Source organism: Albibacterium sp. (assembly GCF_035514885.1).
In the GTDB taxonomy this organism is placed as follows: Bacteria; Bacteroidota; Bacteroidia; order Sphingobacteriales; family Sphingobacteriaceae; genus Albibacterium.
On the sequence record NZ_DATJCH010000024.1, the window covers coordinates 65,005 to 80,202 of the forward strand.

Genomic DNA, 15,198 nt, shown 5'->3' on the forward strand with positions numbered 1-15,198 from the left:
TATTAAAATTAGAATTTAAGAATCACCTGCATGGTATAAACACTCTGTCTTGGGTATGCAGCTCCACTTGAGGAAGCTTGAGCTGGGTCAAAAATCTTAACCTTATCCCAGACATGTAAGTTATCACCAACTATACTAAATGTTCCACTACTGATACCAAGACGTTGCAAAAATGCTCCTTCTGCTCGGTACGAAAGTTGGACATTAGCCAATCGTAAATAACTACCATCATTTAACCAGTGGGTAGATGCCCGATTATTATTACTATTTCCTCCGTAAGAGAGACGAGGAAACTGTGCATTGGGATTTTCAGTTGATGGATCCCCAGAAATCAAAGAAGAAGTCCATCTATTTGACTGATCTGCCACAATATCCAACACATTTCCAATTTCTTTCCCAGAAAAAGGGAAGAAACCATTACCTCCACTAAAGTACTTAACACGTGATACTCCTTCAAAAAGTCCACTAATGCTCCATTTCTTCCAATTAAATTCTGCGGCCAAGCCATATTGTATTTGCGGTACATTAGAATATTCTAAAGGAACAACATCAAAGTCGTCGATAACACCATCACCATTTATATCTTTATATTTGATATCTCCTGGTAATACTTCGCCTTCCCATGTCTGTCTTGGACTGTTTTGAATCTCCTCTTCGTCCTCAAATAACCCTAATGCAATTAATCCTCGGTTTATACCCCACTGATATCCTGTACTTGACATGTATGGAAACCGAACGATCGATTCTTCAAACTCTAATATTTCATTCTTAGATTGGGTGAAATTAGCACGCAACATCATAGAAGCATCTGAACTAAGCGTTTGACGATATGAAACAAAACCATCAATACCCCAACTCTTCATTTTTCCAACATTGGCGAACGGTAAGGTTACTAATCCCATTTCATCAGGAATACTCGCTCTTTGTTGATAAATACCAGATCTTACGTCTTTAAAGAAGTCAACTGTCATTTCAAACTTATTGTTCAGAAAATTTACATCAAGCCCAAAATTTGATTTCGTTGCCGTTTCCCATCGCAGATTTGAGGAACCTACTTGTGTTTCTGTATATCCACTTCCTGAGTTCCACAAACCACTTCCACTAGGTCCCATTAATGTCAGGTATGGAAATCTAGTATTCATACGATCGTTTCCAACACTTCCATATGAACCTCTAATTTTTAACATATCGAGGAAAGGAACAATTTCCTTTACACCATGGTAATTCGTAGGTACCCACCCAACCGAAACAGCAGGAAAAACACCAAATCTTTTCCCTCTCTCAAAGGCTTCTGAACCTGTGTATCCAATATTTCCTTCTAGAAAATATGTATTTCTAAATGAATAGGTAGCGCGACCTGAAAGACCTATATATCGTTTCGGTATTGCAGTTAAATCAGTTTTATTAAGTGAACTAATATAATCTTCAACATAGAAATGTGTAAGACCGGTAACATAATGATCCCCAAAAGTACGCTGATAGTTTGTTCTCGCTTCAAAATAATATTTTCTATCATTATCAGTAGCAACTGAATAAACAGGATCAGAGGCATCTCTAATCTTTTCTAAATTTAATTCTCCATTTCTCTTTCTTGGGCGTGCGTAGTAAAGGGCCGGAGTTTTAGTTCTGGCTGATGATGCTTCACTATTAGTATTCATATTAAACAATGCATTAAAGCTAAGTCCTTCAGTAATGATCTTCAGATCTTGCTGAAATCCCAAGTTTAAGTTGTTTGTGTTTCTTGAATACTTTCTGAATCCAGTATGATTAAGCAAGACATATGGATTAATCTGGTCATTATTGTTACCATATGCTGGAAGTAGGCCATTTGAGAAAACGACGGGCACAGTAACAGGTGTGATGTTAGCTTGTGCATCCCAAAGCGCTTGACTATCATTCCCAAATCCTGGGAAATTTTGATTAACAACTACATTTTCCATTCCCAAAGTCAGTATCGAAGTCGGCGATAGGTTTATATCGATATTAGCTCTGAAATTATATTGTTTATAGCCAATATTTGTATCATATTTATTAATCCCAGCATCCTGCTTCAGTAATGCGTCTTTGTTCAGCAATCCCAAACTCATGTAATATCTAGCAACCTGTCCACCGCCTGAAGCGCTGAAATGCGATTGTTGATTCCATGTATAGTCTCTTAATAAAACATCCCGCCAGTTAACATTAGGATGAAGATCTGGATCAATACCGCTTTTAAAAAGTTCTATATCAACGTCGTTATAGATAGGATCCAATCCTCTTGACAATGCAGCTTCATTGGCCAGACTTGCATATCTATTGGCATCTATATAATTTGGCATACGAGGAGAATATGATATCCCTACGTTAGACTTAACACTAACAGCAAGCTTACCTGCAGTTCCCCTTTTCGTCGTTACCAATACAACACCATTTGCACCTCTTACACCATATACGGCTGTAGCAGAAGCATCTCTCAAAATTGTAAAACTTGCGATATCTTCTGGATCAAGAGTATTGATGTTACCTTCTACACCATCAACTAATACCAATGCTGATGATCCCGCACCAAACGTACTTATTCCACGAATCCAAAACTGAGAAAGATCTTGTCCTGGCTCACCACTTCGAAGTACCGAAACAACACCCGGTACACGCCCACCCAGCATATTTGCAATGGATGTAGATGGTACCTTTAATTCATCTACTTTAACATTGGTAATCGCTCCTGTTACTGAAATCTTACGCTGAGTACTATGACCTACGACAATAGCTTCCTCCATTTCAATAAACGTCTCCGTTAGAACAATACGCATGCGCTCATCTGTCTTTTCGATTGGAACTTCAAGTTTTTCAAATCCAACCAAAGAAAAAACAAGAGTCTGTCCTTTCTCTAAATTTGTAATCTTAAAACGTCCATCTGGATCGGTTGCGCCTCCATTGTTCGGATTTTCTTTTACCGACACGGAAACATCTGATAACACTGTTCCATTTTCTGACATAACCAAACCACTGGCAGTTAAATTAGACTGTGCGAACAGAGGGATTTGCCATAACAATGTTAAACAAACAAATATAATTGTTAATATCCTATTCATTTTTCAATATATAAAAGGGTTAAATTCCTTGTGAATTATTCAATAGATAATTTCCTAACCGTGCGATCGTTTCCTCCTGCAATATAGTAGTTACCTTCAAAGTCGATTGCTAAATTCCTTGGACTGTTAAAGCGCGATTCCAATGGATCACCATTAACTAGAGGGTTATTACTGCCCGGTCTTCCAGCGACAAGCTCAACTGCATCACCTACAATCTTACTAATGTATTGTCCATTTCTATTAACCACAAGAATCTCCCCCATATCGTTAACTACCATCCCATGTGGCTGATTAAATTGGGCATCTTTCAAGCGATTTCCAGCAGTAAACCCAGAACCATTGTGTCCAGCATACAGTGTACTAATCCATGAACCATCTGCACTCTTAGTCAACTGGTAGATAGCATGCTCTTGGCTGAAGGAAGCAAAGAAACAATTGTGGTATTTACTGTAAGTAATGTAAGAATCCTGCCAAGTACCAAAATTTCTAGGCAAATTTATTGCTAAACCATCCTTAGGTTTAATTTCACCACCATAGTTATCAGGATTTATAGAACCTGGCTTTTGATCGGCCGCACTAAAAATCTTATAACTTTTTGCAGCTAGGTCGATTTCTGCAATCCTACCTTTGTTATCTAACCAATAAAGTGTATTATCATCTTCACCAAAAGTAGATGAAGCACCGTGTGTATTGTCTACATCTGCATTCGTAATCACGATACCTACAGGATTTCCAGCCCAACTTTCTTCTGGGCTAAATACGTAAACCGCATGATCATTCCCATCCCAGTCACCTCTCATTTTGACACCGTAGAATTTGTCTCGGGTGCTAGGCACTGCGGGAGCGCCAAGATTTGCAGGGCTTGAAACTTTCTGCAACTTACTATCATCTAACGACATTATAAATACTCGATTACCCCATCCAGTTTCAACCATGACTACAATGTCTTCGTTCCTTCCTTTTACAGTTCCAACATAATGTACTTCACCAAATGTCACAGCATTTATATCAACATTTGAATAATCTCCATCAGCCATCCAAGCATCAACTCCTAGCCTTCCTGCAATGGTCTTCACTGATCGGCTTTGTTTATATTTAAATTGAACTCCCTCTAGTGTGAGACTATCTGAACCTACTACGACCGATATTGGGTTATAACCATCACTTTGTTTCGGCACAAGTCCGGTGATACTCTTTCCATCAGTTGATATAAGTACCGCCCTTTTATCCCCAAAGTAAACTTTCATATCCTCAAGTTTACCTGGAAAATTCCCTTCAACGATAAAATCCTCGTCAATGATTCCATAAGATGGTATGATTCCAGTCACTGATGTTGGCTTTGTTGAATCATATTTATTTGCTATTGCTGGAATCTTCTCGATCTCTTCTGTGCCACTATTACAGGCAACAAAACCAATACTTAAGACAATAGCCAAAAAAAATATTTGAATACTTTCTTTCATTCTTTTCTATTTTAAATTAAATCAAAAATGGTTTACATGCGAATCTTCCGCTTTTAAACATCATCAAGTTCATAACTTCAGCTTGTACGTAACCAACTTACATAGTGTATTATGTACAAATTCAGCAATTAGTAAAACCGATGTTGGTAGGTTTATAAACCAACAGATATCATGAAGTTAACAATCAAGCATGCTGTTGGTGCCAATACCGCTGTAGGGTGTTCTTCGAAATATTAAGTGTAAACAGCAGGGGAAGAGTAAGGAGCAAGAGTACTTTTTTTTCATAATAATTTAGTGTTAGATTAGTTTAGTATAATAGTTCTTGCAACATTGTATAATTGGCTAATACAACGTAACTCCATCAACCCAAAATAATTGCACCAAAATATATTATGGGTCGACCGAGGTAAATTGGTTAATCAAATGTAATCGAGAGATTCATTTTAAGATAGCACAATTGTTCAAAATGATATTTAATTTGTTCAATCAGATCAATAACTATTGATAACTAACTAGTTACACTATAACGCAACTATAAAAACTTGTCCAATTATAAATGTTTTTGGAAGATTAATTTACTTTTGATATATCAAAGAGGACCTTTCACACCGCTTAAGGTTCATATATTCAGAAGGCAACATGTTAAATTTAGCTTTAAAAGCTCTTGCAAAATAGTTGGGAGTAGTAAAGCCTACTGCATAGCTGATCTGTGAAATATTCATATCGCTCTTGTCCAACAAAACTACTGCTTTGTTTAATTTTAACGAGCGGATAAACTCTACAGGGCTTTCGCCTGTAAGTTCAAGCACCTTTGTATACAACGAACCTCTGCTCATTCCAATGTGACGACTTAAATCTTCTACAGACAATTGAGGGTTGGTTAAATTCGATTCGATATATTGAATTACCTTGTTCAGCAATTTCTCATTATCAGATTCTACCTCTATCTCCGGAGTCAAAACATTGATCCGTTTGCTATACGTGTTTTTAAGACTTTCGTTTAGCGTTAGCAGATTACGTATCTTAACATTAAGTATATCAAAATTAAAAGGTTTCATCATATAATCATTTGCTCCGGTTTCTAAACCCAACAACTGATCTTCCTCGCCCGTTAAAGCCGTCAATAGCAATACCGGTGTATGATTGGTTCGTTTATCTGCTTTTATTTTTCTGCATAACTCAATTCCACTCATATAAGGCATACTGATATCGCTCACTACAATATCAGGATGAGATGATAATATTTTTTGCCAGCCGTCCCTTCCATTATCGGCTTCTACAACCTGATAATCATGCTGTAAATTATCTTTAAGATAAAATCTAAAATCTTCGTTATCTTCTACCAATAGAATCACCGGCTTTCTGGCCTCGGCAATTATTTTATCTTCGCTCTCAAAAGAATTCTCTTCTGCAATTTTCTTTTCTGATACGATTGCATCCTCTTCCAATATAAGAGTATCTTCAACTTTTTGAAAAGGAAAATGTATTGTAAATACAGAGCCTTTTCCTGCTATACTTTCTACCTCGATAGTTCCTTCATGCATCCTCACAAACTCTTTAGTGATGGATAAACCAATGCCACTTCCTTGATTAAGGATTGCAGGATCTGCTTCGTTTTGGAAAAAACGATCAAAGATTTTCTCTTTAACTGATTCATCCATACCAATACCCGTATCACTAAGGGTCACTTTCAATCCAGTTGACCCAATTAGTTGATCTACTTTAAAAATCACTTCGCCCCCTTTTAAAGTAAACTTGAAAGCATTGGACAAAAGATTGAATAAAACACGTTCTAATTTATCATGATCAAAAATGGCGAAATAAAATTTCACCGAACTTCTGAACTCAAAATTTATATGCTTACGATCTGCAAGGTCTTTAAATGATTCTGCAACATCATGTGAAAAGGCAATAAAATCTCCTACTGTAGCATTTAACTTTTGTTCATGCTGTCTTATATTTCTGAAATCGAGCAACTGATTTACTAGGTTAAGAAGCCTTTTAGCATTGCGACGAATCATTTTAAGTTGATTAGAGTTGGAAGCCATTTCCTGCTGTAAAAGCTGCTCTACTGGACCCATAATCAGAGAGATAGGTGTACGGAACTCATGGCTAATATTAGTCAGGAATTTTATTTTCAGCTGATCAAACTCATGTACACGTTCTGCTTCCCTACGTTCCTGCTCTATTAATTGTTTTACCTTGATCTTCTCCTGTTCGATCAAAAATTTGGCTTTTAGCTTCTGAATTCCTCTATAACGGATATACAATAAAATAAGAGTTGCTAATAAAATGTAGAAAGCGTATGCATAGTACGTTAGCCAAAAAGGAGGATGCACATATACTTTGATAGAAACTTCCGGTGTATTCCATTCACCTGATTCACTGGAGGCCTTTACTTTAAAAATATATTCTCCCGGATCGAGATTGGTATATACTGCTGTATTAGAAGAACCTACATCGTTCCAGTCTTGATCAAAATTCTCGAGCTTATAAAAATACCTATTTTCCTGTGGAGAGGTATAATTCAATGCAATGAAACTCAATGAAAAATTCTGTTTATAATTCAGATTAATTTCCTTTGCTATGGCAATGTGTTTATTAATCTGAGCATCTTCGGAAGGTATTACACTCTGATTTGATACCTTCAAATCTGTTAGTAATAATTTGGGTATTTTTCTATCTACATTTAATTGGAGAGGATTAAAATAATTGAAACCATTCGTACCTCCAAAAAACAGACTTCCGTCTGCAAGCTTTAAACCTGCACCCAAAACAAATGTGCCTCGCTGAATGCCATTATAATAAGAGTAATTCTTAAATTTTTTCGTGCGCAAGTCTAAGCTGCTTATGCCGTGATTAGTGCTGATCCATATTTTACCTTTACTGTCTTCTAGAATCTTATAAATCACACCGTTGGCAAGCCCATCCTTTTCGGAATAAGTAGTCATTACCCCATCCTCCGCATTGTAGAATGTTAGTCCACCACCCCTAGTTCCTATCCATACTCCTCCACCTTTAGCAGGGTGAATCGTTGTAATAGAACTATTAGGTAGTTTGCTATTCATTCTATTCAAATTCTTTACATAACCAGAAATCGGATCATATACAGCGATTCCTTCACCATTAGACCCAATCCAAATTTTACCTTCGCTATCTTCTTCTATAACCCGGATATATCCGTTCAGATTAATATTTCTACCTTCTTGTCTATTAAAAGCAAAATGGTGAAAAACTTTATTATCTGAGTCATAACGAGCTACTCCCTGACCATTAGTACCTATCCAAACATTTCCTCGACTATCTTTCTTAATACTAAAGATATCAGTACTACTAATATTATAAGGTTCATTGCCTTTTTTTATGTGTCTGCTGATGCCTGTCTTTGTATCCAATATGAATAACCCATTAAGGAATGTTCCTATCCATATTTCTGAACCTACCTTTTCCATAGAGAGAATGGCTAACTCATTGAACCCTCCAACAAGTGGAACTTTATGAAAAACACCTGTCTGAATGTCAAAAGCATTCAACCCTCCTCCATCGGTACCTACATAAATATTTCCATCAATAGCTTCAGCAAAAGATGTTACTACTGGAGCACTTAACCCAAATTTATCATAAGGATTGCTCTGTCTTAGATTAAAAAAGGGAAGGTTTTTATCATATTTATTTACTCCTCCTCTAAAAGTAGCTACCCAGGAGATTCCCTCGTCATCAACAAGTATACTTTTCACAGAATTCCCCACCATACTAAAATTACCTCTTCCACTACCTTCCACACGTAACACCTTCCCAGTTTTACTATCCAGAATATTCAACCCCTCTTCAGTTCCTATCCATATTTTTCCGTTTACGTCACCTGATAAGGAGTAGACAAGATTACTACTCAATGTATTTTGATCAGTAGCAGAATAACTATAGTTTTTAAATCCTTTTTCATTAGCCAACAAACGGCTTACTCCCCCTCCATCAGTTCCAACCCACAGACTCCCCTCTTTATCTTCATATATTGCTTTAACAGCATTATTGCTCAAGCTATTAATCTCTGCAATTGAATGAGTATATTGTTTAAATGCCTTTTTATCAGGAATATATCGAAGTAAACCATTACTTGAAGCCAACCACATACGTCCTTTGCAATCTCTAAATAAACGTACCATAGGAAACGAAGCAAGGTGTTTATCCCTTTCACTAATTAATGGAAGCTCAGAGAACTGACCAGTCTCTGGATTAAAAATTAATATTCCATTGAATCCCGTAAGCCATATGTTACCTAATTGATCACTATGAATAGCCGTCAAAACCATCCGGGTACTTTCTTCAAATTTCTTAAATGAATCTGTTTTGCGATCATACAAAACCAATCCTTCACCGGTTGCTATCCACAAATTTCCCTTTTTATCCTCATGCAGATCCACAATTTCATTGGTAGGAATAGTAGATGGATCTTCAGAATTATGCTTATATACTTTAAATTCTTTCCCGTCAAATTTATTTAAACCATCATCTGTACCAAACCACATAAAGCCGTAACGATCTTTCAAGATTATATTAACAATGTTAGAAGAAAGTCCATCTCTACTACTTAAATTCATGAAATTCAGGTAGCGCTCTTCAGCCATACTATCGATCGAAAGTAACGACGAAAAGATAATAATTAAGAAATACTTCAATTGCCTTCTTAACATTCTAAAAATCTTTGAAATAATCACATATTTAACAAGAATCGAAATAACTCAGGCATAAAGTAATTATTTTAGGTTTATTTAATGGTTTGGTCCATTAAAATCTGATGAAGCTAAAATTAGCAATTTCAGTTTAAATCACAAACATTAATTTAAAAGGCTTAAAAAAACAATATTATTTCATCATCACAAGGGAGAGTTCTTAGAAAAAAGTATCTTTATCTACTCCGAATGGTTACTTGTAGAATTATGTTAATATCTAAGAAACTAAAAAATGAAAAAAATATATACAGCATTATTACTATCATTACTGATAAGCACATCAGCTTTTGCCCAGGAATTAAAGGTGGCTACCTATAATATCAGGTATGCAAGTTCGAATGACATAGGTAATTTATGGCAAGATAGGTCTCCCTATGTAGCAGCCTTAGTCCGGTTTCATAATTTTGATGTTTTTGGAACACAAGAAGGCCTTCCTGAACAACTAGCCGACTTAGACGGTTTGTTGCCAACTTATTCTCGTTACGGAAAAGGACGAGACGATGGCAAAACCCAAGGAGAGCATTCTGCCATTTATTACAAAAAGGACAAATTTACTCGCTTAAACCAAGGAGATTTCTGGTTGGCCGAGAACCCTGATATACCTGCCAAAGGATGGGATGCAACATGTTGTAACCGAATTGTATCTTGGGTCAATTTAAAAGATAATGATTCAGGTAAAGAATTCTTTTTCTTTAGTGCTCATTATGACCACCAAGGACAAATAGCTCGTAAAGAAAGCAGTAAGCTGGTTCTGAAAAAGATCCAGGAAATAGCAAAAGGGAAACCAGTTATATTTGTAGGAGATTTAAATGCCGATCATGAAAGTGAGCCTTATAAAATACTGCAAGATTCGAAAGAAATAGTTGATACCTATACCTTAGTAAAGGAACCTTATCATAATAACGGAAGTTTTAATAATTTTAAAACCCCAGCTAGTTCAACAGTCATCGATCATATCTTTGTTACACCAGGCATCAAGGTCTCAAAATGGGGAATATTAACCGATAGCTATTTTGGCAAATATCCCTCTGACCATTTCCCGGTAATAAGTGTTTTGTCACTTCCTTAAAATAAGGAGATTCTTATTTATTTTGTAGATTTGCCCTTACTGATTAACTAACTATTAAGTGCCTAAATTAAACAAGCCTTTGTCAAACGCAAAGCGTTTATCTATAAAAGATATAGCTAAACAAGCAAATGTCTCAATTACTACTGTTTCTTTTATCTTAAATGGTAAGGCACAACAAATGGCTATAAGTGCTGCTGTTATAGAAAAAGTTGAGAAAACAATAAAGGAGAGTGGCTACAAACCCAATCAAGTAGCAAGAAGTCTCAGAACCGGAAACAGCAAAATCATTGGCTTAATCGTAGAAGACATATCAAATCCTTTTTTTGCTAGCATTGCACGTCTCATTGAAGATAAAGCCTATAAAAAGGGCTATAAAATAATGTATTCAAGTACAGAGAATGACATCAACAAAGCAAAAGACCTTATTGATATGCTAAGAAGCAGAAATGTAGATGCCTACATAATAGCACCTACTCTTGGTATTGAAGAAGATGTAACTCAATTATTAAAAGATCGTAAACCAATTATTTTCTTCGACAGGAATCTTCCCGGTTTAGAAATCCCATATGTAGGTGCGGATCATTTAGAAGCATCCTATAAGGCTGTAGAGAGCTTCATTACGAGGGGAAAGAAAAATATTGCTTTTGTATCTATTGACCTACAAGTACAGCAAATTGAAGAAAGATATATAGGCTATAAAAAAGCTATTGATGATAACGGACTTAAATTTAATGAAAGATTAGCGCTAAAGATTCCCTTTAATCAACCAAAGGAAGATACCGTAAATCAGATTAAATCCTTATTAACCACAGAAAGTATTGATGCAATATTATTTGCAACAAATTACTTGGCACTTAGCGGACTGACAGCAATTAATGAGCTAAATAAAAAAATAAATGAAGATTTCCTGGTTATTGCTTATGATGACAGGGATCTATTTAAGCTCCATACTCCAAAGATTTCGGCTATAGAGCAGCCCTTGGAAAGCATAGCAGAAAATGTAATAAACCTGATTTTAAGCGAACTCGATTCTAAATCCAACCTTGATAATAATCGCCAAATAATCCTGCCTACCAACCTCATCTTAAGATAAACTCAGACTAAATTTTACAGGCATAAGTTAGCTCAACTTTTATGCAGTTGGTTTCAACTTCGCAATTTTGGAACAGAAATAGCCATAAAACACGATATAGCAATAACAGATTACCGGAATAAAATAAGACTGCTGTAAACCAATGCTATCAGCTATCGCACCCTGAATTAAAGGAACTAATGCCCCACCCAAAATAGCCATTACCAATAAAGAAGAACCTTGACTGGTATATCTTCCTAACCCCACAATTGAAAGGGTAAAAATATTTGACCACATAATGGAATTGAATAAACCTATACCCAATAAAGACCACATGGCTAAACTTCCACTTGAGAATATAGCAATTAGAAGAAGTATTACATTTACAAGAGCAAAGACCGATAAGGTACGAGCTGGAGCCGATTTACCGATAAAGAAAGCAAGCAAGTTTAGAACAATAAAAATAATAAACCCACTTATTTGCCCAAAGCTCAAATCTACAATGCTGAAAATAAGAAGGAAAACCAGCACAGATATACCTAACATCAAGGAGACTTTCTTAATTGATGACAAAGTTGGATGCAAGGATACAGAACCTAAGAAACGACCAATCATTGCTCCTCCCCAGTATAAAGCAAGATAGTTTTTACTGATAGCTTCTGGTATATCCATTATATTTGCAAGCCCTAGAAAGTTAATCATAAAACTCCCAATTGCAACCTCAGCACCCACGTATACGAATATTGCAAATATACCCAGCTTCAGTTGAGGAAAGCGAAGTGCTCCTAAATCACGATGTTCGGTTTCCTCTGATTTAAAGCTAGGTAACTTTATCTGGTAAATAATTAAACCAACAACCAGAAAGATTATTGCGAAAATGATATAAGGCACTTTAGTAGCATCTGGAGAAAGAACTCCATTATCAGAAAACAATTCAAAGATTAAAAATCCACCTATTATTGGTGCAATAGTAGTACCCAATGAATTAAAAGCCTGTGAAAGATTTAAACGACTCGATGCTCCTTTTGACGAACCAAGCAGAGACACATAAGGATTTGCTGTAATTTGCAATAAAGTAAAACCTAGTCCCAAGATAAATAAAGCTCCTAAAAACAAACTATAAGTAGAATAAGCAGCTGCCGGATAAAACAAGAAGCAACCAATAGCAGAAACCAGAAGTCCCAAGAGCATCCCATTTTTATACCCTATTCTATTAATTGGATCACCCTTATAATATGATGTAATGAAATAAATAAGTGAGCCGATAAAATAAGCACCAAAAAAGCAAAACTGCACCAACATGGATTCCAAGTAATTCAAAAGGAAAAGCTCTTTTAAATGTGGAATTAAAATATCATTCATGCAGGTAATGAAACCCCACATAAAGAACAAAGAAGTTAATGCGGTAAACGGTATAGCGTAGCCTTTAGAAGCTTCCAATTGATCTCTTTGATTTTCCATTTTGATGATTATTTATTGCAATGTTTTATTTCAATTATTAGTAGAAAAAGAATAAGGATAATCAGATGCCGCTGTTCCTCGTTCTTTATTGGGCTCATCAGACATTTTAAAATTCAAAACTGCGCCACTTTGCAAACCGCTATGACTAATCCAGTTTTTACTGTAATTTTTACCATTTAATGTTAAGCTCTGTACATACCTGTTTTCTGAGCCGTTATTATCTGCATTAACAACTATCTTTTTACCATTTTCAAGGCTAATCGTTACTTTTCTGAATAAAGGAGATCCTAAGACATATTGATCGACACCAGGAGTTACCGGATAAAAACCCATAGCAGAGAACACATACCAGGCAGAAGTTTGTCCATTATCCTCATCACCACAATAACCATCAGGCGTGGCGCTATATAACTTATCCATCGTTTCCCTGGCCCAATATTGTGCTTTCCAAGGTTCTCCGGCATAATTATACAAATAAATCATATGTTGTATTGGCTGATTACCATGCGCGTATTGGCCCATATTCGCAATCTGCATTTCACGAATCTCATGTATTACACTGCCATAATAAGATTCATCAAAAACTGGAGGAAGAGTAAATACAGAATCTAACATGGATACAAAGTCTTGTCTGCCACCCATTAGTTCTACTAAACCAGCTACATCATGGAATACAGACCACGAATAGTGCCAGCTATTGCCCTCTGTAAATGCATCTCCCCATTTGAAAGGATTGAATGGAGATTGAAAAGAACCGTCTGTATTCTTGCCACGCATCAACTTAGTCGACTTATCAAAAAGGTTTTTATAATTCATACTTCGTTTAGCATAAATAGCAATCTCGCTTTCTGGCTTTCCGAGTGCTTTTCCCAACTGATAGATAGTAAAATCGTTGTAAGCATATTCCAATGTTCGCGCTGCATTTTCATTAATATTTACATCATAGGGTACATATCCCAAAGAATTATAATACTCTACACCAGCACGACCAACAGCTGTCAATGGTCCTTCATTATTCGCTCCATGCTTCAAAGCCTCCCACAAAGTTTCTATATCATACCCACGCAAACCTTTAATATAGGCATCTGCTACTACAGAGGCCGAATTATTCCCGATCATGACATTAGCGTAGCCCGGACTACTCCACTCGGGAAGCCAACCTCCTTCTTTATAATCATTCACCAATCCTTCTTGCATTTCTTTATTAATGGAAGGGTAAACCAAGTTTAAAAACGGATAAAGTGCTCTAAAAGTATCCCAAAAACCCGTACCTGCAAACATATAACCAGGTAAAATTTCACCGTTATAAGGACTCCAATGTACAATTTGCTCCTTTTCATTAATCTCGTACAATTTGTTAGGAAAAAACAAAGTACGATACAAGCTGGAATAAAATGTACGAATCTGATCTTCAGTCCCCCCCTCAACTACTATCTTACCAAGCTCTTTATTCCATAAAGCTTTTGCCTTCGCTTTCGTAGTTTCAAAATTATCTGACGCTAACTCTCTCCTTAGATTTAGTTCTGCCTGTTCAAAGCTAATAAAAGAAGTTGCTATTTTAGCATTCACTTTTTCTCCCTTTACCGTTTTAAAACCTACGACAGCCCCTGAATGATCACTCGTTATCTCTAAACTTGAACTTAGTTTATCGCCCTCAAAAGTATTCGTAAGTGAGAATGCTTTATCAAAATAAATAACGAAGTAATTCTTGAAATTCTTTGGTATTAATTGGCTGCTATGTTTTGTACTATACCCGATAACCTTATTCTCTGAAGGGATAATCTTTATATACGAACCTTTATCCAGAGCGTCTATTACGACAAAAGAACTATCTGATTCAGGAAAGGTAAACCTAAATTGTGATGCACGTTCAGTAGGTGTAATTTCAGTAGTTACATCTGCATCTGCAAGATAAACACTATAGTAATATGGCTTAGAAACCTCAGCTTTGTGACTAAACCAACTGGCCCGATCGTCTTCCTTAAATTTCAAGGTACCGGTAACTGCCATAATTGCAAATTGTCCGTAATCATTCATCCATGGAGAAGGTTGATGAGTTTGCTTGAATCCCCGGATTTTATCAGCATCGTACTGGTATGCCCATCCATTTCCCATTTTACCCGTCTGAGGAGTCCATAAATTCATCCCCCATGGAACCCCAATCGCAGGATACGTATTTCCGTTTGATAAACTTGGCTTTGACTGTGTACCCATTAATGGGTTAACCCACTCTACTGGGTCCACAATATTATCCGTAGTTTGTGCTGTTGAACTAAGCGTAATAGAAAGAAGTAATACGCTAATTATTGTCTTAATCATATCTTAATTT

Annotated in this window: 7 protein-coding genes; 2 read left to right on the top strand and 5 right to left on the bottom strand. The window is 36.2% G+C overall.

Features of this window, described 5'->3' with window-relative positions:
- Positions 1 to 8 precede the first annotated feature (8 nt).
- The 3 genes from VL047_RS11430 to VL047_RS11440 all read right to left on the bottom strand — a co-directional run bounded on the left by VL047_RS11430 (position 9) and on the right by VL047_RS11440 (position 9,228).
- Entirely contained in the window at positions 9 to 3,074 is a 3,066-nt protein-coding gene (locus VL047_RS11430) for a TonB-dependent receptor (protein WP_325360676.1), read from the bottom strand.
- A 35-nt stretch (positions 3,075 to 3,109) separates the two neighbouring features.
- On the bottom strand, positions 3,110 to 4,537 hold the full coding sequence (locus tag VL047_RS11435; RefSeq protein WP_325360677.1) for an IPT/TIG domain-containing protein: 1,428 nt from the start codon (positions 4,535 to 4,537) through the stop codon (positions 3,110 to 3,112).
- A gap of 575 nt (positions 4,538 to 5,112) precedes the next feature.
- Complete coding sequence (locus VL047_RS11440) at positions 5,113 to 9,228, bottom strand: hybrid sensor histidine kinase/response regulator transcription factor (protein WP_325360679.1); 4,116 nt, start codon at positions 9,226 to 9,228, stop codon at positions 5,113 to 5,115.
- A gap of 271 nt (positions 9,229 to 9,499) precedes the next feature.
- Between VL047_RS11440 and VL047_RS11445 the strand changes: the two genes are divergently transcribed.
- Together VL047_RS11445 and VL047_RS11450 are read left to right on the top strand one after the other, a co-directional pair.
- Positions 9,500 to 10,336 carry an endonuclease/exonuclease/phosphatase family protein gene (locus VL047_RS11445; protein ID WP_325360680.1) on the top strand — a complete coding sequence of 279 codons (837 nt, stop codon included), beginning with the start codon at positions 9,500 to 9,502 and terminating at the stop codon, positions 10,334 to 10,336.
- A gap of 58 nt (positions 10,337 to 10,394) precedes the next feature.
- The gene (locus tag VL047_RS11450; RefSeq protein ID WP_325360681.1) at positions 10,395 to 11,429 is read left to right on the top strand and encodes a LacI family DNA-binding transcriptional regulator; all 1,035 of its coding nucleotides are present in this window, start codon (positions 10,395 to 10,397) and stop codon (positions 11,427 to 11,429) included.
- 39 nt (positions 11,430 to 11,468) lie between these two features.
- On the opposite strand, the gene VL047_RS11455 is transcribed toward VL047_RS11450, so the two are convergent.
- Both VL047_RS11455 and VL047_RS11460 read right to left on the bottom strand, forming a co-directional pair.
- On the bottom strand, positions 11,469 to 12,869 hold the full coding sequence (locus VL047_RS11455) for a sugar MFS transporter (RefSeq protein WP_325360683.1): 1,401 nt from the start codon (positions 12,867 to 12,869) through the stop codon (positions 11,469 to 11,471).
- Positions 12,870 to 12,899: 30 nt separating this feature from the next.
- Positions 12,900 to 15,188 carry a GH92 family glycosyl hydrolase gene (locus VL047_RS11460; RefSeq protein WP_325360684.1) on the bottom strand — a complete coding sequence of 763 codons (2,289 nt, stop codon included), beginning with the start codon at positions 15,186 to 15,188 and terminating at the stop codon, positions 12,900 to 12,902.
- Positions 15,189 to 15,198 lie beyond the last annotated feature (10 nt).

What these genes read in the sequence shown, in the direction of transcription:
- VL047_RS11430 (WP_325360676.1), bottom strand. Translation starts at nt 3,074, where the DNA reads ATGAATAGGATATTAACAATTATATTTGTTTGTTTAACATTGTTATGG.
- VL047_RS11435 (WP_325360677.1), bottom strand. Translation starts at nt 4,537, where the DNA reads ATGAAAGAAAGTATTCAAATATTTTTTTTGGCTATTGTCTTAAGTATT.
- VL047_RS11440 (WP_325360679.1), bottom strand. Translation starts at nt 9,228, where the DNA reads ATGTTAAGAAGGCAATTGAAGTATTTCTTAATTATTATCTTTTCGTCG.
- VL047_RS11445 (WP_325360680.1), top strand. Translation starts at nt 9,500, where the DNA reads ATGAAAAAAATATATACAGCATTATTACTATCATTACTGATAAGCACA.
- VL047_RS11455 (WP_325360683.1), bottom strand. Translation starts at nt 12,869, where the DNA reads ATGGAAAATCAAAGAGATCAATTGGAAGCTTCTAAAGGCTACGCTATA.
- VL047_RS11460 (WP_325360684.1), bottom strand. Translation starts at nt 15,188, where the DNA reads ATGATTAAGACAATAATTAGCGTATTACTTCTTTCTATTACGCTTAGT.